25 protein-coding genes, 1 tRNA gene and 1 pseudogene are annotated in these 25,901 nt (G+C 63.2%); 10 read left to right on the top strand and 17 right to left on the bottom strand.

Translation table 11 applies throughout. From position 1 onward, the window contains the following. Positions 1–138: 138 nt before the first annotated feature. Positions 139–1,260 carry a baeRF11 domain-containing protein gene (locus G3572_RS17610; protein ID WP_164614353.1) on the top strand — a complete coding sequence of 374 codons (1,122 nt, stop codon included), beginning with the start codon at positions 139–141 and terminating at the stop codon, positions 1,258–1,260. Between the two features lie 49 nt (positions 1,261–1,309). Here the strand turns inward: G3572_RS17610 and G3572_RS17605 are convergent, their stop codons facing one another. Further along, complete coding sequence (locus G3572_RS17605; protein WP_205518781.1) at positions 1,310–1,933, bottom strand: COG3650 family protein; 624 nt, start codon at positions 1,931–1,933, stop codon at positions 1,310–1,312. Continuing rightward, positions 1,930–2,751 (bottom strand): ABC transporter permease, encoded by an 822-nt coding sequence (locus tag G3572_RS17600; RefSeq protein WP_164614351.1) that lies wholly within the window; start codon positions 2,749–2,751, stop codon positions 1,930–1,932. Before G3572_RS17600 ends, G3572_RS17605 begins: the two co-directional genes overlap by 4 nt. 170 nt (positions 2,752–2,921) lie before the next feature. Here G3572_RS17600 and cysQ point away from each other — a divergent pair, with 170 nt between their 5' ends. The 6 genes and pseudogenes from cysQ to G3572_RS17570 all read left to right on the top strand — a co-directional run bounded on the left by cysQ (position 2,922) and on the right by G3572_RS17570 (position 10,028). Next, positions 2,922–3,704: a 3'(2'),5'-bisphosphate nucleotidase CysQ gene (gene cysQ / locus G3572_RS17595; protein WP_240335623.1), complete on the top strand. Its 783-nt coding sequence runs from the start codon at positions 2,922–2,924 to the stop codon at positions 3,702–3,704. 128 nt (positions 3,705–3,832) lie between these two features. After that, positions 3,833–4,726, top strand: coding sequence for a UTP--glucose-1-phosphate uridylyltransferase GalU (galU, locus tag G3572_RS17590; protein WP_164614347.1), 894 nt, complete (start codon positions 3,833–3,835; stop codon positions 4,724–4,726). A gap of 9 nt (positions 4,727–4,735) precedes the next feature. Next, complete coding sequence (locus G3572_RS17585; protein ID WP_164614345.1) at positions 4,736–5,773, top strand: glycosyltransferase family 2 protein; 1,038 nt, start codon at positions 4,736–4,738, stop codon at positions 5,771–5,773. Between the two features lie 178 nt (positions 5,774–5,951). Beyond that, positions 5,952–6,962 carry a glycosyltransferase family 2 protein gene (locus G3572_RS17580; RefSeq protein WP_164614343.1) on the top strand — a complete coding sequence of 337 codons (1,011 nt, stop codon included), beginning with the start codon at positions 5,952–5,954 and terminating at the stop codon, positions 6,960–6,962. Between the two features lie 13 nt (positions 6,963–6,975). Next, positions 6,976–8,673, top strand: a complete 1,698-nt coding sequence (locus G3572_RS17575) for a DUF5927 domain-containing protein (RefSeq protein WP_164614342.1) — start codon at positions 6,976–6,978, stop codon at positions 8,671–8,673. Then, a pseudogene (locus G3572_RS17570) lies at positions 8,674–10,028 on the top strand (nodulation protein NodH). It abuts the gene before it with no gap. On the opposite strand, the gene G3572_RS17565 reads toward G3572_RS17570, so the two are convergent. From G3572_RS17565 to G3572_RS17495, 15 genes are all read right to left on the bottom strand, one after another. Next, positions 10,013–11,461: a mannitol dehydrogenase family protein gene (locus G3572_RS17565; protein ID WP_164614340.1), complete on the bottom strand. Its 1,449-nt coding sequence runs from the start codon at positions 11,459–11,461 to the stop codon at positions 10,013–10,015. The pseudogene G3572_RS17570 and the gene G3572_RS17565 overlap by 16 nt on opposite strands. Position 11,462: 1 nt before the next feature. Then, positions 11,463–12,233, bottom strand: coding sequence for an L-iditol 2-dehydrogenase (locus G3572_RS17560; RefSeq protein WP_164614338.1), 771 nt, complete (start codon positions 12,231–12,233; stop codon positions 11,463–11,465). Next, a complete protein-coding gene (locus tag G3572_RS17555; protein ID WP_164614336.1) occupies positions 12,230–13,228 on the bottom strand; it encodes an ABC transporter ATP-binding protein in 999 nt (332 codons plus the stop codon). The genes G3572_RS17560 and G3572_RS17555 overlap by 4 nt, the downstream gene beginning before the upstream one ends. A 7-nt stretch (positions 13,229–13,235) precedes the next feature. After that, positions 13,236–14,066 (bottom strand): carbohydrate ABC transporter permease, encoded by an 831-nt coding sequence (locus tag G3572_RS17550; RefSeq protein WP_164614334.1) that lies wholly within the window; start codon positions 14,064–14,066, stop codon positions 13,236–13,238. 1 nt (position 14,067) lies between these two features. Next, positions 14,068–14,940 (bottom strand): carbohydrate ABC transporter permease, encoded by an 873-nt coding sequence (locus tag G3572_RS17545; RefSeq protein ID WP_164614332.1) that lies wholly within the window; start codon positions 14,938–14,940, stop codon positions 14,068–14,070. Positions 14,941–15,055: 115 nt separating this feature from the next. Next, positions 15,056–16,369: an ABC transporter substrate-binding protein gene (locus tag G3572_RS17540; RefSeq protein ID WP_164614330.1), complete on the bottom strand. Its 1,314-nt coding sequence runs from the start codon at positions 16,367–16,369 to the stop codon at positions 15,056–15,058. Positions 16,370–16,475: 106 nt separating this feature from the next. Further along, positions 16,476–17,429 (bottom strand): sugar-binding transcriptional regulator, encoded by a 954-nt coding sequence (locus tag G3572_RS17535; RefSeq protein WP_164614328.1) that lies wholly within the window; start codon positions 17,427–17,429, stop codon positions 16,476–16,478. After that, positions 17,426–18,097 (bottom strand): HAD family hydrolase, encoded by a 672-nt coding sequence (locus G3572_RS17530; RefSeq protein ID WP_164614326.1) that lies wholly within the window; start codon positions 18,095–18,097, stop codon positions 17,426–17,428. Before G3572_RS17530 ends, G3572_RS17535 begins: the two co-directional genes overlap by 4 nt. Before the next feature lie 7 nt (positions 18,098–18,104). Further along, positions 18,105–18,569, bottom strand: coding sequence for a PTS sugar transporter subunit IIA (locus tag G3572_RS17525; RefSeq protein ID WP_100196707.1), 465 nt, complete (start codon positions 18,567–18,569; stop codon positions 18,105–18,107). A gap of 36 nt (positions 18,570–18,605) precedes the next feature. Next, positions 18,606–19,181 carry a ribosome hibernation-promoting factor, HPF/YfiA family gene (gene hpf / locus G3572_RS17520; RefSeq protein WP_164614324.1) on the bottom strand — a complete coding sequence of 192 codons (576 nt, stop codon included), beginning with the start codon at positions 19,179–19,181 and terminating at the stop codon, positions 18,606–18,608. Positions 19,182–19,411: 230 nt separating this feature from the next. Further along, positions 19,412–20,173, bottom strand: a complete 762-nt coding sequence (gene lptB, locus G3572_RS17515) for an LPS export ABC transporter ATP-binding protein (RefSeq protein WP_164614322.1) — start codon at positions 20,171–20,173, stop codon at positions 19,412–19,414. After that, on the bottom strand, positions 20,170–20,706 hold the full coding sequence (locus G3572_RS17510) for an LptA/OstA family protein (protein ID WP_164614320.1): 537 nt from the start codon (positions 20,704–20,706) through the stop codon (positions 20,170–20,172). Before G3572_RS17510 ends, lptB begins: the two co-directional genes overlap by 4 nt. Positions 20,707–20,736: 30 nt before the next feature. Continuing rightward, positions 20,737–21,342 carry a hypothetical protein gene (locus G3572_RS17505; RefSeq protein ID WP_240335614.1) on the bottom strand — a complete coding sequence of 202 codons (606 nt, stop codon included), beginning with the start codon at positions 21,340–21,342 and terminating at the stop codon, positions 20,737–20,739. Positions 21,343–21,454: 112 nt separating this feature from the next. Then, on the bottom strand, positions 21,455–22,069 hold the full coding sequence (locus tag G3572_RS17500; protein WP_164614316.1) for a ribonuclease D: 615 nt from the start codon (positions 22,067–22,069) through the stop codon (positions 21,455–21,457). An 88-nt stretch (positions 22,070–22,157) separates the two neighbouring features. After that, positions 22,158–22,242: transfer RNA gene (locus tag G3572_RS17495), tRNA-Leu, on the bottom strand. A gap of 166 nt (positions 22,243–22,408) precedes the next feature. Between G3572_RS17495 and G3572_RS17490 the strand changes: the two genes are divergently transcribed. From G3572_RS17490 to G3572_RS17480, 3 genes are all read left to right on the top strand, one after another. Continuing rightward, entirely contained in the window at positions 22,409–23,395 is a 987-nt protein-coding gene (locus tag G3572_RS17490) for a complex I NDUFA9 subunit family protein (RefSeq protein ID WP_164614314.1), read from the top strand. Between the two features lie 5 nt (positions 23,396–23,400). Continuing rightward, entirely contained in the window at positions 23,401–24,201 is an 801-nt protein-coding gene (locus tag G3572_RS17485; protein WP_164614312.1) for an undecaprenyl-diphosphate phosphatase, read from the top strand. 159 nt (positions 24,202–24,360) lie between these two features. Then, the gene (locus G3572_RS17480) at positions 24,361–25,797 is read left to right on the top strand and encodes an NAD(P)-dependent oxidoreductase (RefSeq protein WP_164614310.1); all 1,437 of its coding nucleotides are present in this window, start codon (positions 24,361–24,363) and stop codon (positions 25,795–25,797) included. Positions 25,798–25,901 lie beyond the last annotated feature (104 nt).

The raw sequence follows: 25,901 nt of genomic DNA, 5'->3' as shown, positions 1-25,901 counted from the left end.
CCCAGTGTCGCGAATTTTTCACAAGCCTGTGCGGGCCTGCCGCGGGCGGTGCGGGGTGGGCAAGCTGTCGCAGGCCGGAACCGGGGGCGGGGTGTGACGTTACCCCTGCTCAGGTTTTCAAGAAAAAAGGACATGCAGATGCTTTATGTAGACATTCCGACCAAGGCGCAGATCGACAAGCTGATTGCGGCACGGGGGGATGCGCTGGTGTCTTTCTTCATCCCGACCACGCCGGAGACGCAGCATATCGGGCAGGCCCGCACCACGCTGGGCAATCTTCTCAAGGAGGCCGAGGCGCAGCTGGAGGCCGCAGGCACCGCCAAGCGCACGATCTGGCCGATTTCCGAACAGGTGAATGACCTGATCGACGATGACGATTTCTGGAACAAGCAGGCCAACAGCCTTGCCATCTTTGTCAGCCCGGACCGGCTGCGCACCTTCCGGCTGCCCAACCGTCTGGGCGAGATGGTGCAGGTGGGGGACCGCTATTTCCTCAAGCCGCTGCTTCGCGCCGTATCGGGGCAGAACCACGCCTTTGTGCTGGCGCTGGCCGAGAACGAGGTGCGCCTGCTGGAGGTGTTTGCCGATCTGCCGCCACAAGAGGTGCGCGTGCCGGACATGCCCAAGGATGCCGCCTCGGCCGCTGGCACGGCCAGCGTGAACTCGCGCAGCTATTCGGGCCGGATCGGTGGCGGCGAGGGGCAGAATACGCTGCTGCGCGCCTATTGCCGCAAGATCGACGAGGCCCTGCGCCCGGTTCTGGCGGGGCGCGACGAGCCGCTGATCTTGGCGGCGACGGACCCGCTTTTGTCGATGTTCCGCTCGGTGACAACGCATGACACGCTGGCCGAGGATGCGATCAAGACCAGCCCCGTCAACATGAGCCTGTCGCAACTGGCAGAGGAAGCCCGCCCCGTGCTGGATGCCGAGCAGGCCAAGACCGTGGCCGCCCTGAACGAGCGGTTTTCGGCGCTGCAGGGGGAGGGCCGCGCGCTGACCGATGTTGCAGATGTGGCGAAGGCCGCCACCTTTGGCGCGGTCGAGACGCTGTTTGTCGATATTGACGGGGTTGTGCCGGGCACGGTGGACGAGACCACGGGCGCGGTGACCTTTGACAAGGAATCCACCGCCGAGAACCTTGGCGTGATCGATGAAATCGCGGCGCGCGTGCTGGTCGCAGGTGGCAAGGTGGTGGCCGTGCGTCAGGACGAGGTGCCGGGCAAGGGCGCGGTGGCCGCGATCTTGCGCTATGCCGCGTGACACGGTTTCGGGGGGGCTGCCTGTGCGGCCCCCTTCTTTCATGCAAGCCCTAGCGGTGATCGAGCGTGCAGCAGCCGTGCAGCGCGCTGTTCCCGTCGGGCGCTTCGGTGAACATGCGGGTGGCAAAGCCGTAGGCGCGGTCTGACATGCCATCGGAGCAGGCTTCGCGCGTGATGATAAGCGTGCGGTTCAAGCTTGGCCCTTCTTCAAGCTGGACCAGATAGCCGTGATCGGCCACCGCCTCATGCGTGACAGCCATCGGTACGGCGCCGGTGTCGGGCGAGTTATACTCGGCCCCGCGCGGGTAAAGGCTGACCGACCAGAACGGCTCGGTTCCAAGGCAGGACAGCGGGCGGGGCACGGTGAAGGGATCTTCTGGCGGGGTGGGGGCCAGATAGGCCATCGACACCCAGCCATTGCCCTCCGGCACGCCGATCTTGCCCCATTTGCGATCTGGCGACAGGTCGAGCACCTCTATGTGGATGGCAAAAGGCTCTATCTCGCCGATGATCTCGGCTCTTGCGCTGGGCGTGGCGCGGATGTTCAGCGCATCTGTGGCGGCAACGCCCCTGACCTCGTAACGGGCGGGAAAGGTCGGGTCTGCCTGCGCGGCGCTGGTCAAGGCCAGCACAGCCCCGGCGCTGCACAGCAGTTTTGCCGCCTTGCCCGTCACCGCTTTGCACCCCAGCTGCTGGAGGCGTGCTTGCGGGTATAGAACTCTCCCATCAGGCCGATCAGGATGCAGATGATCATGACGGTGACCGCATAGCTGATAGAGCTGTAATGCGGATTGTAGTTGAGAAAGATGAAGCCGCGCGACTGGTCAATGATATGGAAGAGCGGATTCCAGTCGAAATAGGCCAGAATATAGGTGGGCATGGCATTGGCCACGAACATCTTGCCCGAGGCGATCATGTTGGCGCGTTGGTAAAGCGTGGACAGGATGCCGATAAGTTCGGGCTGCCACGGCATTGCCGACTTGAACACCATGCCAACCGCGAGCCCCGTGCCCCAGGCCAGGAACAGCATGGCCATTGTGCCTACGGGATCAAAGATGGTGATCGGGGTAAAGGCGGCGTGGTAGATGAACAGCACCACGCCCGCCGACAGGATCTGGATGTAGAGCGAGCTGAGCGCGGCGGCGGCGATGGCGATGATCGGGTTCATCGGAGAGTGTTTCATCATCGCCGAGGTGGGACCGTCAGACCCGACCACCGCGCCCACCACCTTTGTGTGCGTCATGAACATGAAGATGCCCGACATCACATAAAGCAGGAAATCGCCGCGAATGGCATTGCCGCGCAGGCCCAGGAGGTCAAACATCACATAGAACACGACCACCATGATGACGGTCTGCATGATATTGAGCAGCAGGCCGATCACGGCATTGCCGTGGCTGCGCCGGATGGAGCGCACGGTGGCATGGAATATAAGTTCCAGCATCGCAAGCGCGCTGCGGGCCGGCGTCTTTCTGACCACAGGTCGGAACATTTCTGCCCTGTCCTCTTTAGGGTTGCCGAGTGAACCCCTTGCCATAGCGGAGGAAATCTTGATGTTTCCTTCAAGGCGATGGTAAGGCCTTCGCGCGTTTTAAGCAACTATTGTGCCGAAACGGCGCGAAAAGGGAGATGGATGTGGATTTTGGTCATTTGACACTGACGATGCGGCGCTTGGCCCTTGAAGCGGGGGACAAGATCATGGCCGTTTACGAGGGGCCAGAGTTTGACGTGAAATCCAAATCCGATGCCAGCCCGGTGACCGAGGCCGACGAGGCCGCCGATGCGATCATCTCGGCAGGGCTGCGCGCGGCCTATCCCGATGTGGTGCTGATCACCGAGGAACAGGCCGACAGCCATGATCTGACGGCAAGCACTTTCCTGATCGTCGATCCGCTGGATGGCACCAAGGAATTCGTGCAGCGGCGCGGCGATTTCACGGTGAACATCGCCTATGTCGAGAATGGCGTGCCGGTGCGGGGCGTGGTCTATGCGCCTGCCAAGGGGCGGCTGTTCTATACCGAGGCCGATGGCCGCGCGGTCGAGGAAACCGGCCCCTTTGCCAAGGAGGCCCCCGGCGCGGTCACGCCGCTTGCGGTGTCGACGCCGGACAACGGGGCGCTGATGGTGGTGGCGTCAAAATCGCACCGCGATGCGGCGACCGATGCCTATATCGCGCGCTATGCGGTCAAGGACATGACGAGCGCGGGCAGCAGCCTGAAATTCTGTCTGGTCGCCACCGGCGAGGCCGATCTTTACCCGAGGCTGGGCCGCACGATGGAATGGGACACCGCCGCCGGAGACGCGGTCTTGCGCGGGGCGGGCGGCCATGTCGTGCGCTTTGATGATCATTTTCCGCTCACTTACGGCAAGCCGGGGTGGGACAACCCGTTCTTTATCGCCTATGCGCCGGGAGTCCGGTTGCACAAAGAGCCGGCCGGCGCTTAAGATCGACCGGTGCCTTTAGGCCGATGATTAAGCGAAGCCATAGATTTGTCATTCTTTGGTCCATTGATTGTTGTATAGTCATTTAAACCGACCGTTCTTGCGACGGCCAATCAAACAGAGCGAGTGCTATGAAGCATAAGAAAGTCACCAAAGCGGTCTTTCCGGTTGCAGGGCTTGGAACGCGGTTCTTGCCGGCCACCAAATCGATCCCGAAAGAGATCATGACCCTGGTCGATCGCCCGCTGATCCAATACGCGATCGACGAGGCGCGTGCCGCAGGCATCAAAGAGTTCATCTTCGTGACCAGCCGGGGCAAATCGGCGCTGGAAGATTACTTTGACGTCGCCCCCGAGCTTGAATCGGCGCTGCGCAAGGCGGGCAAGGACCAGCTTCTGGATGTTCTCAAGGACACCAACATGGACAGCGGCGCGATTGCCTATATCCGCCAGAACCGTCCGCAGGGGTTGGGCCATGCGGTGTGGTGCGCGCGTCGGCTGATCGGGAACGAACCCTTTGCCGTGCTGCTGCCCGATGACGTGATCGCGGCGGAAAAGCCCTGCCTGCAGCAGATGATCGAGGCCTATGCCGAAACTGGCGGCAATATGGTGGCCGCGATGGAAGTCGCGCCGGAGCGGGCGTCTTCCTATGGTGTGCTTGATATCGCCAATGACATGGGCTCGATCGTCGAAGCCAAGGGCATGGTCGAAAAGCCGCCCGCCGGATCGGCCCCGTCGAATCTGGCGGTGATCGGGCGCTATATCCTGTCGCCCGATGTTCTGGTGAACCTGAACAAGATCAAGCAGGGTGTGGGCGGCGAGATCCAGTTGACCGACGCCATCGCCGAGGAAATCGGCAAGAGCAAGGTTTACGGCTACCGTTTCCGCGGGCAGCGGTATGACTGCGGCTCCAAGGCCGGGTTCCTGCAGGCCACCGTGGCCTTCGGTCTGGCGCGTCCCGACCTGCGCGACGAGTTCGGGGCCTATCTGAACGATATGGTCGCGCTGCAGAAAGCCGCGCAATAAGGCAATGCCATGACCGGGCGCGTCAGGACGCTGTTGCGGGCGGCGTGGCGCGCCTATGGTTTGCGGACCAGACGGCGGAGGCATTTGTGGCGGTCGTTCCGCAGCAGGCGCGCGCTGCAGGTGGTCAAGGACCGCAGCAGCGCCATCCGGCGCGGCGATATCCTGTGTTTCATGACCGTGCGCAACGAGCAGCTTCGCCTGCCGCATTTCCTTGACCACCACCGCAAGCTGGGGGTGCGCCATTTTCTGATCGTGGACAATGACAGCACCGACGGCACCCGCGACTATCTGGTGGCGCAGCCCGATGTGTCGCTGTGGCATACCAGGGCCAGCTACAAGCTGTCGCGCTTTGGCCTTGACTGGGTGACATGGCTGCAGATGCGCCATGCACACGGCCACTGGACGCTGACGCTCGATGCGGATGAGTTGTTGATCTACCCCTATTGGCAGACCCGCCCCTTGCCCGCGCTGACCGGCTGGCTGGAGGAGCAGGGGCTGGAGGCGATGGGGACCATGATGCTGGACCTTTACCCGGACGGCCCGCTGTCGGCGGCGCAGATCGGCCCCGGCGATGACCCGCTGTCGGTGCTGCGCTGGTTCGATCCGGGCAATTATGCGGTGCAGGTCCAGGAGCGGATGGGCAATCTGTGGATTCAGGGCGGACCCCGGGGCCGGCTTTTCTTTGCCGATGACCCGCGCCGCGCCCCTACGCTGAACAAGATTCCACTGGTGCGCTGGAACCGGCGCTATGCCTATGTGAACTCTACCCATGCGATACTGCCGCCGCGCCTGAACCGGGTTTATGCCACAGACGGGGGCGAGCAGATTTCCGGCCTGCTCCTGCACACCAAGTTCCTGCCCGAGATCATCGGCAAATCAACCGAAGAGAAGGCAAGGAAGCAGCATTTCGCCAATAGCGCGCTTTATGACAGTTATTACGATACGGTCATTTCTGATCCCGTGCTGCGCTGCCCGCAGTCGGAACGGCTGGGCGGGTGGCGGCGGCTGGAGGCGCTGGGCCTGATGTCGCGCGGGGGGTGGGTGTAAGGCGCCGTTGCCTGCGCTTTGGCGTGAAACTGTGTGAAATTGTTTACTAAATCGCGTCAATTTACTAGCGTGGCCATTGGAAACTGGGCAAATGATGGCAGAATGGCCAAAGTGTCATATCGTCTGCTGCGCTGACTGGTGTCGCTTTCTGTGTGCGTTCTGAGATCGGGTTGTTATCTTGGGTTTGCTCTCTTCCTATCGGCTTCGCTGGCACCGCCGGCGCCTGCTCTTTCGGGGCTGGGCAAGCCGTCGTGACCTGAGCCTGGTGGCGGACCGTTCTGCAGGGCAGGCAGAGGATGCGATTTTCGCCTTTACCACGCTGCGGAACGAAAAGATCCGCCTGCCGTATTTCCTGCGCTATTACCGCGACCTTGGCGTCAGCCATTTTTTCATGGTCGACAACGGGTCGACCGACGGGTCGCTGGAATATCTGCGCGAGCAGCCCGATGTGTCGCTCTGGCGCACCGAGGCCAGTTACAAGAAAAGCCGCTTCGGCATGGATTGGCTCAGCTTTCTGCTGCGGCGCTACGGGCATGGCCATTGGTGCCTGACCGTCGATCCGGACGAGTTTTTCGTGTATCCCTTTTGCGAAACGCGCCCGATCCGCGCGTTGACCGACTGGCTTGACACGACGCAGATCCGCACCTTCTCGGCGATGCTGCTGGACATGTATCCAAAGGGGCCGATCACCGACCAGACCTATCGCGAAGGGCAGGACCCGTTCGAGATCGCGCAATGGTTTGACAGCGGGAATTACCAGATCAGCCGCAATCCGGCCTATGGCAACCTCTGGATTCAGGGCGGGCCGCGCACGCGGATCTTCTTTGGCGACAGTCCCGCCAAGGCCCCCGCGCTGAACAAGATTCCGCTGGTCAAATGGCATCGGTCCTATGCCTATATCAGTTCCACCCACATGATGCTGCCGCGTGGCCTGAATCTTGCCTTTGACGAATGGGGCGGGGAAAAAGCCTCGGGCGTGCTGCTGCATGCCAAGTTTCTGGATACGTTTCCGGCCAAGGCGCAAGAAGAACTCAAACGCGGCCAACATTATGCCGCAAGTGCGGAGTATAAGGCCTATCAGCAAGGGCTGGCCGAGCATCCCGAGGTTTGGTGCAAGTGGAGTGAAAAGTATATCAACTGGCGCCAGCTCGAGATTTTGGGGCTGATGTCCAAGGGCAACTGGGCATGAAGGAGTCGCGTGGATGACGGTGGGCTTTGTGATGCTGTGCCATACGGCACTGGGTCGCGCTGCCCAGGTGGCGCGGCACTGGGCCGAGCGGGGCTGTCCGGTTGTCATCCATGTGGACCGGCGGGTGGCGGCCAAGCCCTATGGCGATCTGGTGCAAGAGCTTTCCGATCTGCCCAACGTGCGCTTTTCGGGCCGTCATGCCTGCGAATGGGGCACATGGGGCATTGTGGCCGCCAGCCAGGAGGCGGCGACGGTCATGCTGCGCGAGTTTGCCGAGGTGCGGCATGTCTATCTCGCCTCGGGGTCTTGCCTGCCGCTGCGTCCGGTCGAGGAATTGCGCGCCTATCTGGATGAACGGCCCAAGACCGATTTCATCGAAAGCGTGACCACCGAAGATGTGGGCTGGACGATCGGCGGGCTTGATTTCGAACGCTTCACGCTGCGCTTCCCCTTCAGTTGGCGCAAGCAGCGCTGGTGGTTTGATACTTACGTCAAATTGCAGCGCATGGTGGGGTATCGGCGGAAGATTCCGGCGGAACTGGTGCCGCATCTGGGCAGCCAGTGGTGGTGCCTGACCCGCCGCACGCTGTCGGCGATTCTGGAGCATCCCGAGCGCGCCAAGATCGACCGCTATTTCCAGAAGGTCTGGATCCCTGACGAAAGCTATTTCCAGACGCTGGTGCGGCAGGTGTCCGGCTCGGTCGAAAGCCGGTCGCTGACGTTGTCGAAGTTCGATTTTCAGGGCAAGCCGCACATCTTCTACGATGACCACCTGCAATTGCTGCGGCGGTCCGACTGTTTTGTCGCCCGCAAGATCTGGCCGGATGCGGTGCGGCTTTACGGCGCGTTCCTGTCGGATGACCGCAGCCGTCAGGCCGCGGCCGAGCCGAACCCCGGCAAGATCGACCGGCTGTTTGCCAAGGCGGTGGAGCGGCGGGTCAAGGGGCGGCCGGGCCTGTATATGCAGAGCCGTTTCCCGAAAGAGAACTTCGAAAACGGGCGGACAGCGGGGCCGTATTCGGTGTTTTCCGGCTTTGCCGACGTGTTCGAGAATTTCGAGATCTGGCTGTCCAAGGCCAGCGGCACGCGGGTACACGGGCATCTGTTCGCACCCGACCGTGTGCATTTTGCCGGGGGCGAGTCGGTGTATAACGGCGCCCTGTCCGACAGTGCCAAGGTGCGCGACTACAACCCGAAAAGCTTCCTGACCAGCCTGATCTGGAACACGCGGGGCGAGCGTCAGTGCTTCCAGTTCGGGCCTGCGGATACGCAAGAGCTGAACTGGTTCATGTCGCTGGATGGCAATGCGCAGATTTCGGTCATCTCGGGGGCTTGGGCGGTGCCGCTGTTCCATTCCAACCGGAATTTCGGCGACATCCGGCGCGAGGCCGCGCGCCTGCAAAAGATCGAGCAGGAGTTTCTGAACGTCCTGCGCGCGCCCTATGCCAAGGCGCGGGTGCGCATCTGGTCGCTTGCCGATTTTGTCGAAAACCCGATGGAGCCGTTGCAGACCATCATCGACGAAATCGGCCCGCGTCAGGGGCGGCGGCTGACCGAGGCGCCCCGCATGGCCGATCTGACCGGCTTTGGCCAGTTCCTGCAGAACCTGCGCAACCAAGGGATGCAGCCGGTGCTTATGGGTGATTTTCCGGTGGGGGATGATCCGGCGACAAGATCCACGCGCCGCGGGCGCCCCTATCTGGTGAAGTGAGTGTCCAAGCGGTTTGACAGTTTTGTAATGTTCGCAGAGATGCGGACAGGGTCGAATTTTCTCGAAGCCAATCTGAACGCGATGGACGGTGTCCACTGCCACGGAGAGGTGTTCAACCCGCATTTCATCGGCAAGAAAGACCAGACCAGCCTGTTCGGCTTTTCGATGGCGGATCGGGAGGCTGACCCTCTGGCGCTGATCCGGGCGATGCGGGCGCAGACCAAGGGTTTGTCGGGGTTTCGCTATTTCCACGACCATGACCCCCGCGTGGTGCAGCCGGTGCTGGATGACCCGCACTGCGCCAAGATCATCCTGACCCGCAACCCGGTTGAAAGCTATGTCAGCTGGAAGATCGCGCAGGAAACCGGCCAGTGGAAGCTGACCAATGCCAAGAACCTGAAAAGCGCGCAGGTGCGGTTTGATGCCGCCGAGTTCGAGGCGCATGTCAGCGACTTGCAGGCGTTTCAGGTGCGCTTGCTGCACGGGTTGCAGACCAGCGGGCAGACGGCATTCTACATCGATTATGACGATATCAACGATCTGGATGTGCTGAACGGGCTTGCCGCCTTTCTGGGCCTGCAGGGGCTTGCGGGGCTGGATGGCAGCCTGAAAAAGCAGAATCCGGAAGAAATTACCCAAAAGGTGGTGAACCCCGACGAGATGGAGCGGGGGCTGGCGCGGCTGGACCGGTTCAATCTGGCGCGCACGCCGAATTTCGAGCCGCGCCGCCCGCCGATGGTGCCGCAGTTTCTGGCGGCGCGGATGGCGGGGCTGCTTTACATGCCGCTGCGGGGCGGTCCGGTGCAGCAGGTCACGGGCTGGATGCAGGGCTTTGGCGGGCTGGAGGGGGATTTCACCCAGAAAACCCTGCGGCAATGGAAACGCGCGCGCCCCGGCCATCGGTCCTTCACGGTGCTGCGCCATCCGGTCGCCCGCGCGCATGAGGCGTTTTGCACGCAGATCCTGTCGGGCGGGCTTGACCAGATCCGCGAGCAGATGGGCAAGGTCCACAAGATCGACCTGCCCGCGCGCGGCAAGGATTACGCCGATGTCGCCGCCCATCGCGCCGGATTTCTGGCCTTTCTGAAATGGGTCAAGCTGAACCTGTCGGGCCAGACCAGCACCCGTGTCGGCCGGATGTGGTTCTGCGAGAGGAGCGGCTGGCCGAAGGGCTGGCCTTTCTGGCGGCAGAGGTGGGGCAAGAGCCGCCGGCCTTGCCCCCCGCATCGCCGCACGGGTTTACCCCGCTGGCCGCGATCTATGATGCCGAGGTGGAGGCCGCCGCGCGCGATGCCTATGCGCGCGACTATCTGGCCTTTGGCTTTGGCGACTGGCGCGATCAGGCGTCCAGATAGCGCGCCAGAGTCTTTTCGGTGCCATCCGCCCAGAGACCGGCAAGCGCATTGGCAAAGGCGGCGGCAAAGCGCGGGTCTTGCCCCGTTTCGCCATAAATCGCGCGCTGCCCGATCCAGAGAGACGGATCGGACCGGGCGGCCAGTGCCAGCGGTTGCAGCCTGTCCCAATCGGGATCATTCGGCGCGATCTCTTGCCCGCTGTCGGTGGTTCCGGCGCAATAGCGGCACCAGAGCGCCGAGACCAGCGCCAGCCCTTCGATCCTGCCGCCCGCCGCCAGTGCATCGCGCAGCGAGGGGATGATGAACTTCGGCTGGCGGTTCGACCCGTCCAGACAGAGGCGGCGTTCGGTATCGGCCACCTCGGGGTTGCTGAACCGCTCGCGCACCTGCGCGTAATAGGCGGCAAGGTCGGTGTTCGGCACCGGGGCGACGTAAGGGATGATCTCGTCCCGTTCCACCTTGTCGAGAAAGCCGCTGATGAGCGGGTGGGCCATCGCCTCATGCACATATTCCACATCCATCAGCCCGCCCGGATAGGCGATGGTGGCATGGCCGCCGTTGAGGATGCGGATCTTCATCGCCTCATAGGCATGCACATCATCGGTAAAGGTCACGCCGACCCGTTCCAGCGGCGGGCGTCCGGCGGGGAAGTTGTCTTCCAGCACCCACTGGCGGAACGGCTCGCAGGTGACGGGAACCTGATCATCGGAGAGGCCGAAGGCGGCCGCCATCTCGCGCTCGCGCGGGCCGGTGGCGGGGGTGATGCGGTCGACCATGCCGTTGGGAAAGGCGACATGCGCCTTTACCCAGTCGGCAAAGGCAGGGTCTGACAGGCGGGCAAGGCCGACGACTGCCGCCTGTGTCACATGGCCGTTGCCGGGCAGGTTATCGCAGGACATCACGGTAAAGGGCGCGTGGCCCGCCGCCTTGCGCGCGCGCAGGGCGGCAAGGATTGCCCCGAATGCGGTTTGCGGGGCATCGGGGCGCGCCGCGTCATGGCGGATTTCGGCGGCCTCGGGGTCGAACTGGCCGGTGGCGGCGTCGATGAAATAGCCGCCTTCGGTCACCGTCAGGCTGACGATGCGGATCGCCGGATCGGTCATCGCGGCGATCAGCGCGGCATTGTCGGGCTGCACCTCGACAAAGCCGGTCATGGCGCCGACGCGGCGGGCGGTGCGGCCCTTCGGGTCAAGCTCGATGATCGTGGACAGGCAATCCTGCGCCAGCATCGCCTCGCGCATGCGGGCATCGCCGCTGCGCACGCCCGCGCCCAGAATCGCCCAATCTTGCGCAAGGCCCATTGCCATCAGGTCATCCAGATAGACGGCCATATGCGCGCGGTGAAAGTTGCCAAGGCCGATATGGACGATGCCGGGGGTCAGCGCGCTGCGGTCATAGGCGGGGAGGGAAACAGGGGGAAGGGTGCGGGTCATCTCAGGCCATCCAGTTTCCGCCATCGACCCCGAAGCATTGGGAGACGATGTATTTCGCTTCGTCGGTCGCAAGAAAGATTGCCATTCCGGTCAGGTCGGCAGCGGTGCCAAGCCTGCCAAAAGGCACAGCGGCCGCCACTTCGCGCTTTTTCTGGCCGGGGGCCTTGCCTTCATAGCGGGCGAAATAGGCATCCACCCCGTCCCAGTGTTCGCCATCCACCACGCCGGGGGCGATAGCGTTCACGGTGATGCCGTGCGCGATAAGGTTCAGCCCCGCGCTTTGGGTCAGGGAAATCACCGCCGCCTTGGTCGCGCAATAGACGGCAACCAGAGATTCGCCGCGCCGCCCTGCCTGTGAGGCCATGTTGATTATGGTGCCCCCCGCGCCGCGTGCGATCATGTGGCGCGCGGCGGCTTGCAGGCAGAACAGTGTGCCAGAGACATTGACGGCGAACAGGCGTTCATAATCGGCGCGGGTGATCTCTGCGATCGGGGCGGCAGAGAACAGCGCGGCATTGTTGATAAGGATATCCAGCTTGCCCATGCGGTCGATGGCCTCGGCAAACCCCGCGTCGATGCTGTCTTGCCGCGTCACATCCAGATGGACCGCATGGGCCTGCGGGCCAAGGCTTGCCGCCGCGGCCTTGACCGCTTCGGCATTGATGTCGGCCAGCGTCACCTGCGCGCCTTCGGCGATGTAGGCGCGGGCGAACTCCAGACCGATGCCGCGCGCGGCCCCGGTGATGAGGGCAGTCTTGCCGTGCAGTCTCATTTCAGTGCCTTTCCGTCTGCGCCAAAGCGCAGCAGTTTGCCCACTTGCGGGGTCATGCGGATGCTGTCGCCGTGGTGAATGTCGACCTCGCCGCTGGCGCGCACCGTGAGCGTGCCGAGCGGGCCTGCGTTCACCTTGAGGAAGGTGTCGGAGCCAAGGTGCTCGGACAGGCCGACGACGCCCTGCCACGGGCCATCGCCGCCGATGTCGATATGCTCGGGGCGGATGCCGATGGTGGTGGCGTTGTGCCTCGCGGCTTCGGGGCCTTCGATGAGGTTCATCTTGGGGCTGCCGATGAAGCCCGCGACAAACAGGTTGGCGGGATTGCGATACAGCTCCATCGGGCTGCCCACCTGTTCGATGCGGCCCGCGTTCAGCACCACGATCTTGTCGGCCATCGTCATGGCTTCCACCTGATCGTGGGTCACATAGATCATCGTGGTCTTCAGCGTCTGGTGCAGTTCGCTGATTTCCTGCCGCATGGAGACGCGCAAGGCGGCATCGAGGTTCGACAGCGGTTCATCGAACAGGAAAGCGGCGGGTTCGCGCACGATGGCACGGCCGATGGCGACGCGCTGCCGCTGCCCGCCCGAAAGCTGGCCGGGGCGGCGGTCAAGGTAATTGCCAAGGTTCAGGATGCGGGCGGCGTGGTTCACCCGCTTTTCCTGTTCGGCGGCGTCCATCCCTGCCATCTTCAGCGGGAAGGCGATGTTCTTGCGCACCGACATATGCGGATACAAAGCGTAGGACTGGAACACCATCGCCAGCCGCCGCTTGGCGGGGGGCAGGTCGGTGGCGTCCATCCCGTCAATCGAGATCACGCCGCCCGAGGTATCCTCCAGCCCCGCAATCAGCCGGAGCAGGGTCGATTTTCCGCAGCCCGAGGGGCCGACAAAGACCACGAATTCACCTTCGTCGATGGTCAGGTCGATGCCGGGGATGACATCCACCTCTCCAAAGGATTTGCGCACTTGCGTCAGGGTTATCTTGCCCATGTCGTCCTCACTTCACCGCGCCGAATGTCAGGCCGCGCACGAGTTGCTTTTGACTGAACCAGCCAAGGATCAGGATCGGAGCGATGGCCATAGTGCTGGCCGCCGATAGTTTTGCGTAGAACAGGCCCTCGGGGGACGAGTAGCTGGCGATGAACTGCGTCAGCGGGGCGGCCTGTGATGTGGTCAGTTGCAGGGTCCAGAACGCCTCGTTCCACGCGAGGATGATGTTCAGGAGCATGGTCGAGGCGATGCCCGGCACCGCCATCGGCGTCAGCACATAGAGGATTTCCGACCGCAGGCTGGCCCCGTCCATCCGCGCGGCTTCCAGAATCTCGCCGGGGATTTCCTTGAAATAGGTGTAGAGCATCCAGACCACGATCGGCAGGTTGATGAGCGTCAGCACCCCCACAAGGCCGATGCGGCTGTCCAGGAGGCCGAAATCGCGGAACAGGAGATACATCGGCACCAGAACGCCCACGGCGGGCATCATCTTGGTGGACAGCATCCACATCAGCAGATCCTTCGTCCGCTTGCCCGGCACGAAGGCCATCGACCACGCGGCCGGAATGGCGATGGCCAGCGCGATCATCGTCGATCCGACCGACAGGATCACCGAATTCCAGAAGTGCCGCGCATAGTTCGAGCGCGCCTGCACGTCATGGTAACTTTGCAGCGTCCAGTCGCTGAACAGCACCTGCAGCGGGGTCTTGATGGCATCGCCTTCGGACTTGAAGCCGAGGATGATGATCCAGAGGATCGGAAAGAAGATCAGGAACCCGATGCTCCACGCGGCGAGCGTGACGACCGTCTTGCGGGTGTTGGAAACCTTGCGGGCCATCTCATGCCTCCAGATTCTTGCCGATCATCCGCATCAGGAAGATCGCGACGATATTGGCCAGGATGACCGCGATGATGCCGCCCGCAGACCCGCCGCCGACGTCGTAGTTCAGCAGCGACTGCGCATAGACAAGGTAGGTGAGGTTGGTAGAGGCTGTGCCGGGGCCGCCGTTGGTGGTCACCAGAATCTCGGCAAAGACCGACAGCAGGAAGATGGTCTGGATCAGGATCACCACGGTGATCGAGCGGGTCAGATGCGGCACCGTCAGGTAGATGAACCGCTGGAACCAGCCCGCGCCATCCATCTCGGCGGCCTCTTGCTGTTCGCGGTCAAGGCTTTGCAGCGCCGTCAGCAGGATCAGCGTGGCAAAGGGCAGCCATTGCCATGCCACGATCAGGATGATCGAAGCCAAGGGGGCATGTGACAGGAAATCAAAGGGTTGCAGGCCAAGTGCCTTGGCCGCATGGGCGAACATGCCGTTCACGGGATTCATGAACATGTTCTTCCACACCAGCGCCGACACGGTGGGCATGACAAAGAAGGGCGCGATCACCAGCACCCGCACGATGCCTTGGCCCCAGAACGGCTGGTCGAGCAAAAGCGCGAGCAGGATGCCCCCGATCACGGTGATGCAGAGCACCCCCAGCACAAGGACCAGCGTGTTCGACAGGGCCGACCAGAAGGCAGGCTGGTTCACGAAGTAATAGTAATTGTCGAAGCCGACGAATGTCTCCATGCCCGGCATCAGCAGATTGTAGCGCAGGAAGCTGAAATACAGCGTCATCCCCAGCGGCACGATCATCCAGAGCAGCAGGAGCAGGACCGCGGGCGACAGCATCAGGCGCGCAGCAGTCCGGGAATGGGCGGTTGCCATCGGCTTGGTCCTTGTGCGGAAGGAGGGGAAGGTGGGGTGCCGGGCGCAGGGCCCGGCACCGGGACGCGGCGGCGTGAGGCCGGGCGGAGGCACCCGGCATCACAGGAGGAACAGGTTACTTGATGTAACCGGACCGCGTCATTTCGGTGGTCACCAGCGTTTGCGCGGCGGCCAGCGCGGCCTCGGCGGTCATGGTGCCGGCAAGGGCGGCGCTGAACTGCTGGCCCACGGCGGTGCCGAGGCCCTGGAATTCGGGGATCGCCACGAATTGCACGCCGACATAAGGCACCGGATCAACCGTCGGGTTGGTCGGATCGGCCGAGTTGATGCTGTCGAGCGTCATCTGCGCGAAGGGCACCTTCTGGTATTCCGGATTGGCGTAGAGCGACGCACGGGTGCCCGGAGGCACGTTTGCCCAGCCTTCCTTGGCCGCGACGACTTCGAGATACTCTTTCGAGGTGGCCCAGGCCACGAAGGCCTTGGCGGCATCGGCCTTTTGCGTGCCTGCCGGAATGCCCAGCGACCATGCCCAGAGCCAGTTGCCGCGCTTGCCCTTGCCGGTATCGGGGGCGAGCGCAAAGCCGACCTTGTCGGCGACGCTGGAATCATTCGGGTTGGTCACGAAAGACGCGGCGACGGTTGCATCGATCCACATGCCGCATTTGCCTTGCTGGAACAGCGACAGGTTTTCGTTGAACCCGTTGTTTGCCGCACCGGGCGGGCCGTATTCGTTCATCATCGCCAGATAATCGGTCAGCGTGGCCTTCCATGCCTCGCCATCGAACTGGGGCCGCCAGTTTTCATCGAACCAGCGCGCGCCATAGCTGTTGGACATGGCGGTCAGGAAGGCCATGTTTTCGCCCCAGCCTGCTTTGCCGCGCAGACAGATGCCATATTGCTCTTTCGACTTGTCGGTCATCGCGGCGGCTGCGGCCTTGATGTCATCCCATGTCGGCGCCTCGGGCATGGTCAGACCGGCGGCTTCCATCAGATCCTTGCGATACATCACCATCGAGGATTCGCCGTAGAAGGGCGCGGCATAAAGCTCGCCATCCACGGTCAGGCCGCCCCGGATCGCGGGCAGCAGGTCGTCCACGTCATATTCGGCAGGCAGGTCGTTCAGGCTGACCAGCCAGCCCTGCTTGCCCCAGATCGGAACCTCGTAGGTGCCGATGGTCAGCACGTCGAACTGGCCGCCCTTGGTGGCGATGTCGGTGGTCACGCGCTGGCGCAGGACGTTCTCTTCCAGCGTCACCCATTCGACCTTGATGTCGGGGTGTTTGGCATAGAAGTCGTCCATCAGGCCTTGCATGCGGATCATGTCGCCGTTGTTGACGGTGGCAACGGTGATGGTGGTTTCGGCCAAGGCGGCACCCGCCAGAGTAAGCGAAACCGTCGCGCCAAGCAGGGCGCGGAGCGTGAGTGTCATGGTTATCCTCCCTATCAGCGAATGAGCAAATCATCGCTTGATGGGCAATTACTCACATTAGGGCCGCAGCCGTCAAGCCCCTTCCTACGCCGCAAATGCAAAGCAATCAGGACGCGAGCACCGCGCGGGCGGTCAGCTCGTCAGTGATCAAACCATTGATGATTCCCGATTTCAGCGCCGCAGCGATGGCGGGGGCCTTGGATGCGCCCGCAGCAATGCCCACGGCAGGACGGTCGGGATTCTGCGCGACGCGCACCCCGCCGGTGCGGGTATTGGTGCCGACATCCAGATACTGACCCGCCGAATCAAACACCCAGCCCGCCACTTCGCCGACGGCTCCGGCGGCGCGCATCTGGTCCAACTCCTCACGGGTGACAAAGCCGTCGGCCAGGAGCGGCGCATCGTCGGACATCTGGCCGACGCCGACAAAGACCACATCCGCCGCGCGCGCCAGATCGGCCACCCGCCGCACGGGGGCCAGTGCGTGAAAGGCGTCACGCTCGGCACTGGTGGGCGAGATCACCGGCACCAGCATGGGGTAATGCGGGGCGCGCACCTTGTCGGACACCCGCATGATGACATCGAAAAAGCTGGCGGACCCGTCAGGCGCGATGTTCCCGATCAGCGAGACAAGCCGGTGCTGCGGTGCCTCGAGCGGGGTGATGGCATCGACCATGCCGCGCATGGCGCGACCGGTTCCCAGCGCGATGGTCAGCGGATCGGGCTGACGCAGCACCCGCTCCAGTTCGGCGGCGGCGGCGGGGGCGATCGACAGCACGGGGTCCGCGCCGCCCAGCGATGGCGACACACGGCAGCGCCCCAATCCGAAGCGGTCGCGCAGGGCCGATTCCAGATCGAGGCAGGCCCCGATGCGATGGTTCAGCCGCACATGGATAAGACCGTCGGCCATTGCCTTGGCAACCAGACGCTGCGCGCGCTGGCGGCTGATGCCAAGCTCGGCGGCGATCTGGTCTTGCGTCATGCCCGCCACGTAATACAGCCAGCCCGCGCGGGCGGCGTCATCTTGGGGCGTAGGGTCGCTGTTCTCGATCCGGCTCATGCTTGCCTCAGGGTTTCGGGGGCAAGCCGATGGAAGTCTGCAAATGATGCAAAACGCAAGTCCGGGCTGGCACCTTGGCCCATCTCCAGTGACAGGCCCGCCATATGGCTGCCACCGGTAAACTGCCAGACCTCCATGCCGGCGGTGCGGGCGGCGGCAACGCCTGTCAGGCTGTCTTCGATCACCAGACAATCGGCGGGGGCAAATCCCATCCGGCTTGCGGCAAACAGGAACAGGTCGGGAGCGGGCTTGCCGCGCGCCACCTGGCTTGCGGTGAACACCCGCCCGTCAAACACGTCCCACAGGCCAACCAGACGCAGCGACATCTCGGCGCGGCGGGGGCTGGAGGAGGTGGCCACGCAAAACGGCACGGCCAGCGCGCCGATCACATCGCGGACGTCCGGCATGATCTTCAGTCCGGCGCGAAAGCCTTCGAGCAGGCGGTCGCGGTATTCGTCTTCAAAGCTGGGGGGCAGGTCCAGCCCGAATTCGGTGCGGATCTGGGCCATCACCACCGGATAGCTGCGGCCCAGAAAATGCCGCGCCACATAGGGCAGGTCGATGGTCACGCCGCGCTGGGCCAAAGCCTCTATCAACATGCGGGCGCTGATGATCTCGCTGTCGATCAGCACGCCGTCGCAGTCAAAGATCACACAGGCGCGGCCCATGCGGGCATCAGGCCGCTTGCGGGGTGCGGGATTCGGTCAGGATCGCGTGCAGCTTGGCGGGGTCGGTATTGGCACGCAGCTTTGCGACAACGTTCTGGTCGCGCATGGTGCGGCTGACCAGCGCCAGCGCCTTCAGGTGATCGACCCCCGAATCCTTCGGGGCGAACAGGCCAAAGATCAGGTCCACCGGTTGACGGTCGACGCTGTCATAATCCAGCGGTTTCTCCAGCCGGATGAACACGCCGACGATCCGGTCAAGGTCTTCCAGCCGCGCATGGGGCAGGGCGATGCCGTGGCCCACACCTGTGGGGCCAAGGCTTTCGCGTTCTTGCAGACCGTCCACAGCAATGGCGGCCGTCAGCCCGTAGCATCCGGCCACCATCTCTCCCAGTTCCTGAAAGAGACGCTTCTTGCTGGTGATCTGCCCGACGACGCGAACGGCGCCGGGCGTGAGGAGCTTTGCTAAATCCATGGACGGTCGTGTTCCCGAACAGCCAACCGGCTGCCCCTATTTGCTGTTGCGCGGGTCGATCCAGCCTATGTTGCCGTCATCCCGGCGATAGACCACATTCACCCCGCCATGCCCTTCATTGCGGAACACGAGCATCCGGTTGCCGTTCAACTCCAGCTGCATCACGGCTTCGCCGACGGTGATAGACGGTATCTTCGTCTCCATCTCGGCGATCACGATGGGCTGGAGGCTGTCTGGCTCCGCATCCTCGGCGTCCTCGGTTGGGGCGAGGATATATGAGGATGCGCCGTCAAATTCAACAGGTGACGTTCGGGCAGAATGGTGGTTGCGGATGCGGCGTTTGTAACGGCGCAGCTGCTTGTCCATCTTCTCGCGGCAGGATTCAAAAGCCGCATAGATTTCAGTGGCATGGCCCTTGGCCTGCGCGGTCAGTCCGGTGGAAAGATGGATCACGGTTTCGCAGACATATTCATGCGCAACGCGGGAAAAGACGATGACGGCCTCTGTCGGGCGCTGGGCGTATTTCTCGACCACCTCGCCAAGTTCGGCCTTCACATGGGTCTGCAGGGCTTCTCCGATGTCGATCTGTTTTCCACTGATCTGATAGCGCATGATGTCTCCTCCGCGCGGCTTCTTGCTCTGGCCGGGGGCGGGTGCCCGCAGCCAGAGGTCTACTTTCCTTGACATGGGGACCGGGGGCGCAACTGCAAGATGGCGGGGCCGAATGGCGGCCGCAAGGCAGGCTTGGCAGATGGCGGGTTCTTGCTCGCATCCACGGTATTTGGCGACAGGGATGGCCGACTTGTCAACCGAATCGTCACCGCATTGTCATCTGGATGTGATCAGGAAATGCGGAAGTTCTGGCCCAGATAGACGCGCCGCACGGTTTCGTCGCGCACGACTTCTTCGGTGGTGCCGCTCATCAGCACATGGCCATCGTGCAAGATATACGCGCGATCGACGATCTCCAGCGTTTCGCGCACGTTATGGTCGGTGATCAGCACGCCGATGCCGCGCGACTTGAGGTCATGCACAAGCCCGCGGATTTCCGCCACCGCAATCGGGTCCACGCCGGCAAAGGGTTCATCCAGCAGCAGATACTTCGGGTTTGCCGCCAGACAGCGGGCGATTTCCACCCGCCGCCGCTCGCCGCCCGAAAGGGCCAGCGCAGGCGCGCGGCGCAGGTGGGTGATGGAAAACTCCGACAGCAATTCGTCCAGCCGCTCGCGCTGCTTGTGGCGATCCAGATCGGTAATCTCCAGCACCGCAAGGATGTTGTCTTCCACCGAAAGGCCGCGAAAGATGCTGACCTCTTGCGGCAGATAGCCGATGCCGAGCCGTGCGCGCCGGTACATCGGCAGGGCGGTCACGTCTTTGCCGTCGATGATGACCTGCCCGCCTTCGGGCGTGACCAATCCGGCGATGGCGTAAAAGCAGGTGGTCTTGCCCGATCCGTTCGGCCCCAGCAGCGCCACCACCTCGCCCCGGCTGAGTTCCATCGAGACGTCGCGGATCACCGGTCGCTTCTTGTAGCTTTTGCGCAGCGACCGGATCACCAGACCGGCGCTGCCTTGGGTGACGGAAAGCGCGCGCGGGGCGGTCAAGGTGCCGACCCCGGCTGGAACACGGTCTTGACCCCGCCTGTCATGGTGCCGGTGCCATCGGTCAGGTTCACCGTCAGGTTCTGGCCGGAAATCGCGGCGCGGCCTTGGGTCAGAAGCACATCGCCCGTCATCTCTACCGTGCCGCTGGCGATGGTATAAACCGCCTCGCGCGCCTCTGCCGCGTCACTCGGGCTGACCAGAGTCACCCCGTCGCTGGCGATCAGGCGGGCGATGCCCTGGCCGTCACTGGCATATTCCACACGGATCGTGCCTGCGGTCAGCCGCATTTCGCCCTGCTTGGCCATGACATTGCCGGTGAACATCGCGGCGCCGCTGGCCTGATCGACCGAAAGCGTGTCCGATGTCACCTCGACGGGCAGGGTGGTATCCTGCTGCAAGCCACCAAAGCGGATGTTCGCCTGCTGCGCCCGGGCCGGATCACCGGAGAGGAAAGACAGGCACAGGACGACCGCAAGGCCGAGGGTCACCCGAGATATGGCCGCCAGAGAAAAAGAGGCGCGCAACTGGAACATGGTCAGCCTGTCTGAAAATTGTGCAATGGATCAGTTTGCCGGAGCGTATACCAGCTTCACCGCCCCGTTGAAAACCAGAAGATAGGAGTCTTCCCCGTCACCGGCCTGAGTCAGCCGCAGGCTGTCGGCGGTGACAACGCCCGCCGGGCCGGTCGCGGTCACGGCATCGGGCATCTCGATATCGGTCGTGTCCATCGCAGCGGTCAGGTTTTCGCCCTGCACCTGCCAGCCCGTCGACGAGCGGATGGTGACCCCGTCGGTCAGCAGGATACGCCGCGCGCCGGGGTCGATCTGTCCGGCCCCCGCCAGCAACTCGGTGCGGCCGCCATCGGGGGTTTCCAGCACCCCGCTCAGCGCCAGCGCGCTGGCCCTTGTTCCGCTGTCCGAGGCGGGGCGCGCCTCATCGGCGCGGATGGTCAGCGCGGCCCCGTCTGCGGTCAGCCCCGCATAATTCGGCGCGGTCATGCGCGGCTCGCGCAAGCGGTCCTCGACGTCGACATCGGCATAGGGAATCGCATTGTCAGGGTCGATGGTGCGCGCGACCAGAAACAGCGTCGACAAGATGCCAAGCGCCACTAGGGGCAGCAGGATCTTGAGCCAGCCGATCAGACGCGAGTGGAAATCCGATTGTGCCATATCCATGCTGCTTTCTCGCGGCAAAGCCCTGCGGCAGGTTACAGAGCGCGGCCGATGCCGCCAATGGCGGCGCTGCCCGTGTCGGCGGCAGGCCGCCGAGCGGGTGAAGATGCTAGTGGTTGAAGATGTCGGTGGTGTCGGACCAGCCCATCAGGTCCAGTTCGGCCCGCGTCGGCAAAAAGGCGAACAGGCGGGCCGCCAGATCGCTGCGCTCCTCCCGCTCCAGCCGCTTTTCAAGCTCGGCCTTCAGCGCGTGCAGATGCAGCACATCGGACGCCGCATAGTCCTTTTGCGCCTCGGTCAGCGTGGCCGCGCCCCAGTCGCTCGTCTGCTGCTGCTTTGATACATCGACGCCCAGAAGTTCCAGCAGCAGATGCTTGAGCCCGTGCCGGTCGGTGAAGGTTCGGATCAGCCGCGAGGCGATCTTGGTGCACCACACGGGCTGCGTGGTGACGCCAAAGGCGCATTTCAGTGCCGCGATGTCGAAACGCCCGTAATGGAACAGCTTGAGCGTGGCCGGATCGGTGAGCAACCGTTCGAGATTCGGGGCCGAGGTCTGGCCAAGGCCGATCTGCACCAGATGCGCGTCACCGTTCCCGTCCGAAAGCTGCACCACGCACAGACGGTCGCGGCGCGGGTCCAGCCCCATCGTTTCGGTGTCGATCGCCACCACGGGGCCAAGCGTAAGGCCATCGGGAAGATCGGTCTTGTGCAGGTAAATCGTCACGCGGCTGGCCCCTTTGCTGAGTGACTGCGCCTTAGCAGGCTGCGGCGCAAATGAAAACGGCCGTCCCGAAGGACGGCCGTTTTGAATTTGGTGCCCAGAAGAGGACTCGAACCTCCACGCCTTGCAGCGCTGGTACCTGAAACCAGTGCGTCTACCAATTCCGCCATCTGGGCGATGGTGTGGGGGCTGTTTATGCGGGCCGTGCGGGGGTGTCAACGGGAAGAAAAGCACTTCACAAGAAAAAACTCACCGCCTGTGCGACGGCCTTTCATCTTGCCCGCACGGGGTGTCAAAGCTATGGAAGTCTCAGGTTTCGTCAGGCCGAAAGGGTTCATCCGCATGAGCAAGCTTGTCACCATCTACGGCGGTTCGGGTTTTGTGGGCCGTTACATCGCGCGCCGCATGGCAAAAGATGGCTGGCGCGTGCGCGTGGCGGTGCGTCGCCCGAACGAGGCGCTGTTCGTGCGCCCCTATGGCGTGCCGGGACAGGTCGAGCCTGTGCTGTGCAACATCCGCGACGACGAGTCGGTGCGCGCGGTGATGCTGGGGGCCGATGCCGTGGTGAATTGCGTCGGCATCCTGAACCGGTCCGGCAAAAACACCTTCGATGCGGTGCAGGCAAAGGGTGCAGCCCGCGTGGCCCGTATCGCGGCAGAGCTTGCGGTGCCGCATCTGGTGCAGCTTTCCGCCATCGGGGCCGACAAGACCAGCGACAGCGACTATGCCCGCAGCAAGGCCGAGGGCGAGGCGGCGGTTCTGGCGGCCTATCCGTCGGCGGTGATCCTGCGGCCATCGGTAATCTTCGGAACCGAAGACCAGTTCTTCAACCGCTTTGCCGGCATGGCGACGATGACACCGATCCTGCCGGTGGTCGGTGCCGATACTCGGTTCCAGCCCGTGCATGTGGAAGATGTGGCCGAAGCGGCGGTGCGTGCCGCCAAAGGCCTTGCGGAACCGGGCATCTACGAACTTGGCGGGCCGGATGTGGCGAGCTTCCGCGACCTGATGGGAAAGATGCTTGGCGTGATCCATCGCCGCCGTCTCATTCTCAATGTGCCGTTTTTTGCAGCCCGTCTGATGGGCGGCACCTTCGATCTTGTGCAGGCGCTGACTGTCGGGTTGTTCGAGAACAAGATTCTGACCCGCGATCAGGTGCGCAACCTTGCGCGAGACAACGTGGTGGCCGATGGAGCGAAGGGCTTTGCCGATCTTGGCATCACGCCCACCTCGATTGACGCTGTCTTGCCGGAATACCTGTGGCGCTATCGGCCCTCGGGTCAGTATGCCGCCATCAAGGATTCTGCAAAGAATCTTAAAAAGGCCTGATTTTTATGGACAATTTATTGCTCGCAGCCCTTCTAGGTCTCCTTGAAGGGCTGACGGAATTCATCCCTGTGTCATCCACGGGGCATCTGCTGTTGGCGGGGCATTTTCTGGGCTTTGACAGTCCGGGCAACACCTTTGAAGTGGTGATCCAGCTCGGCGCGGTTCTGGCGCTGATCTCGCTCTATGCGGTGAAACTGGGCGGGCTTGCCCTGCGCGCGCATCGTGACCCCGAGGCGCTACGGGCGCTTGTCGCGCTGCTCATCGCCTTCTTGCCGGCGGTGGTGATCGGTTTGATCGCGCATGATTTCATCAAGACGGTGCTGTTCCAGACCCCCGTGCTCATCTCGGTGATGCTGATCGTGGGCGGGGTCATCCTTTTGGTGATCGACCGTATCGCGCCCCCGCCCCTGCATTTCGATGCGACCGCCCTGCCGCTGCGCAAGGCCTTCTGGATCGGGGTGTGCCAATGCGTGGCCATGATCCCCGGTGTCTCGCGGTCGGGCGCGACCATCGTGGGCGCGCTGATGATGGGTGTCGAAAAGCGGGCGGCGGCCGAGTTCTCCTTCTTGCTCAGCCTGCCGACGATGGGCGCGGCAGTGGCCTATGACCTGTTCAAATCGCGCGATCTGCTGGATTTCTCGGCGATGACCGATATTGCCGTGGGCTTTGCGGTGGCCTTTGTCACCGCCGTCCTTGTCGTGCGCTGGGCTTTGTCCTTCATTGGCAAGCACGGTTATGCGGTCTTCGGTTGGTGGCGAATCATCGTCGGAACCGCGGCTTTGCTGGGCCTTTGGATGACTGCCTGAGCCATTAGGTATTGCGTGCTGACCTATTTTCGGAAGAAAAAGTCAACACGGCTGACCAAACAGCGAAAAAACCGGAATAAAGGTCAGCATTGCTGACTTTTATTCCGTCCGGCCCTTAGGTAAGAAAGCGCACCCGATACACGTATGGGAGACGCAGCCTTGGCCACGCAGAAAATGCTCAAATTCGTGACCGTCGCCAAAGAGACGCCTGAAAAGCGTCCGGCTACATTGCGCAATCAGGATTTCCACGAAATCTACCGCGAGTTCGCCGCAGAGAAGGCAGCCGAACAGGCGGGCCGGTGCAGCCAGTGCGGCGTGCCCTACTGCCAGTCGCATTGCCCCTTGCACAACAACATTCCCGACTGGCTGCGCCTGACTGCCGAAGGGCGTCTGCAAGAGGCCTACGAGATCAGCCAGGCCACGAACACCTTTCCGGAGATCTGCGGCCGCATCTGCCCGCAAGACCGTCTGTGCGAAGGCAATTGCGTGATCGAACAATCGGGCCACGGCACCGTGACCATCGGCTCGGTCGAGAAATACCTGACCGACACCGCATGGGAAAACGGCTGGGTCAAGCCGATCAAGCCCGCCGCCGACCGCCCCGAAAGCGTTGCCATCATCGGCGCGGGACCGGGGGGGCTTGCTGCCGCCGATCTGCTGCGGCGCAAGGGCTATCAGGTCACGGTCTATGACCGCTATGACCGCGCTGGCGGCCTCCTCACCTATGGCATCCCCGGCTTCAAGCTGGAAAAGCCGGTGGTGATGCAGCGGATCGAACAGCTTGAACTGGGCGGGGTGCAATTCGTGCTGAACTGCACCGTCGGCGTCGACATCAGCTTCGATGCGATCCGCGGCCAGCATGATGCCGTGCTGATCGCGACCGGCGTCTACAAGTCGCGTGACATCGAGGCTCCGGGCGTGGGGGCGCGCGGCGTGGTCAAGGCGCTCGACTATCTGACCGCCAGCAACCGCAAGAGCTTTGGCGACGACGTGCCGGAGTTCGACTCGGGCGAGTTGAACGCAGCGGGCAAGCGCGTCGTGGTGATCGGCGGCGGCGATACCGCGATGGACTGCGTGCGCACCGCTATCCGTCAGGGCGCGACCTCGGTGAAATGCCTGTATCGCCGCGACCGCGCCAACATGCCGGGCAGCCAGCGCGAAGTGCAGAACGCCGAGGAAGAAGGCGTGGAATTCGTGTGGCTGTCGGCCCCCAAGGGCTTCACCGGCGGCGAGTCGGTGGAAGGTGTGATGGTGCAGAAGATGCGTCTGGGCGAACCCGACGCCACCGGCCGCCAGTCGCCCGAACTGATCGAAGGCGCCGATTACGTCGAAGAGGCCGATCTGGTCGTGCAGGCGCTGGGCTTCGAGCCCGAAGACGTGCCGACGCTCTGGGGCGTGCCCGAACTGGCGGTGACCCGTTGGGGCACCATCAAGGCCGATTTCCGCACCCATGCCACCAATCTGCCGGGCGTCTATGCGGCGGGTGACATCGTGCGCGGGGCGTCGCTGGTGGTCTGGGCCATCCGCGACGGGCGCGAGGCGGCAGAGGCGATCATGGCCTATCTCAAGCAGACCGAAGTCGTCGCGGCGGAGTGACCCTTCGCCACGGAACCCGTGAATAACAGCGCCCGCCCGGCAGGGCGGCCCGTGCGTCAGCAAGGGTCAGCACGGCTGACCAAAGACCAGAGAAAGGGGCGGCA

It is taken from the genome of Pseudotabrizicola algicola (assembly GCF_010915705.1).
GTDB classification, from domain to species: domain Bacteria; phylum Pseudomonadota; class Alphaproteobacteria; order Rhodobacterales; family Rhodobacteraceae; genus Pseudotabrizicola; species Pseudotabrizicola algicola.
This window is presented reverse-complemented; position numbering and strand designations above follow the sequence as displayed.

Excerpts from the sequence above, each read along its gene's own strand:
- G3572_RS17490 (WP_164614314.1), top strand. The coding sequence starts at position 22,409 with ATGAGCAAGCTTGTCACCATCTACGGCGGTTCGGGTTTTGTGGGCCGT.
- G3572_RS17505 (WP_240335614.1), bottom strand. The coding sequence starts at position 21,342 with ATGGCACAATCGGATTTCCACTCGCGTCTGATCGGCTGGCTCAAGATC.
- G3572_RS17600 (WP_164614351.1), bottom strand. The coding sequence starts at position 2,751 with ATGTTCCGACCTGTGGTCAGAAAGACGCCGGCCCGCAGCGCGCTTGCG.
- galU (WP_164614347.1), top strand. The coding sequence starts at position 3,833 with ATGAAGCATAAGAAAGTCACCAAAGCGGTCTTTCCGGTTGCAGGGCTT.
- G3572_RS17550 (WP_164614334.1), bottom strand. The coding sequence starts at position 14,066 with ATGGCCCGCAAGGTTTCCAACACCCGCAAGACGGTCGTCACGCTCGCC.
- G3572_RS17585 (WP_164614345.1), top strand. The coding sequence starts at position 4,736 with ATGACCGGGCGCGTCAGGACGCTGTTGCGGGCGGCGTGGCGCGCCTAT.
- G3572_RS17610 (WP_164614353.1), top strand. The coding sequence starts at position 139 with ATGCTTTATGTAGACATTCCGACCAAGGCGCAGATCGACAAGCTGATT.
- G3572_RS17540 (WP_164614330.1), bottom strand. The coding sequence starts at position 16,369 with ATGACACTCACGCTCCGCGCCCTGCTTGGCGCGACGGTTTCGCTTACT.
- G3572_RS17575 (WP_164614342.1), top strand. The coding sequence starts at position 6,976 with ATGACGGTGGGCTTTGTGATGCTGTGCCATACGGCACTGGGTCGCGCT.
- G3572_RS17555 (WP_164614336.1), bottom strand. The coding sequence starts at position 13,228 with ATGGGCAAGATAACCCTGACGCAAGTGCGCAAATCCTTTGGAGAGGTG.
- G3572_RS17510 (WP_164614320.1), bottom strand. The coding sequence starts at position 20,706 with ATGTTCCAGTTGCGCGCCTCTTTTTCTCTGGCGGCCATATCTCGGGTG.
- G3572_RS17525 (WP_100196707.1), bottom strand. The coding sequence starts at position 18,569 with ATGGATTTAGCAAAGCTCCTCACGCCCGGCGCCGTTCGCGTCGTCGGG.
- G3572_RS17485 (WP_164614312.1), top strand. The coding sequence starts at position 23,401 with ATGGACAATTTATTGCTCGCAGCCCTTCTAGGTCTCCTTGAAGGGCTG.
- G3572_RS17530 (WP_164614326.1), bottom strand. The coding sequence starts at position 18,097 with ATGGGCCGCGCCTGTGTGATCTTTGACTGCGACGGCGTGCTGATCGAC.
- cysQ (WP_240335623.1), top strand. The coding sequence starts at position 2,922 with ATGCGGCGCTTGGCCCTTGAAGCGGGGGACAAGATCATGGCCGTTTAC.
- G3572_RS17560 (WP_164614338.1), bottom strand. The coding sequence starts at position 12,233 with ATGAGACTGCACGGCAAGACTGCCCTCATCACCGGGGCCGCGCGCGGC.
- G3572_RS17565 (WP_164614340.1), bottom strand. The coding sequence starts at position 11,461 with ATGACCCGCACCCTTCCCCCTGTTTCCCTCCCCGCCTATGACCGCAGC.
- G3572_RS17535 (WP_164614328.1), bottom strand. The coding sequence starts at position 17,429 with ATGAGCCGGATCGAGAACAGCGACCCTACGCCCCAAGATGACGCCGCC.
- G3572_RS17545 (WP_164614332.1), bottom strand. The coding sequence starts at position 14,940 with ATGGCAACCGCCCATTCCCGGACTGCTGCGCGCCTGATGCTGTCGCCC.
- hpf (WP_164614324.1), bottom strand. The coding sequence starts at position 19,181 with ATGCGCTATCAGATCAGTGGAAAACAGATCGACATCGGAGAAGCCCTG.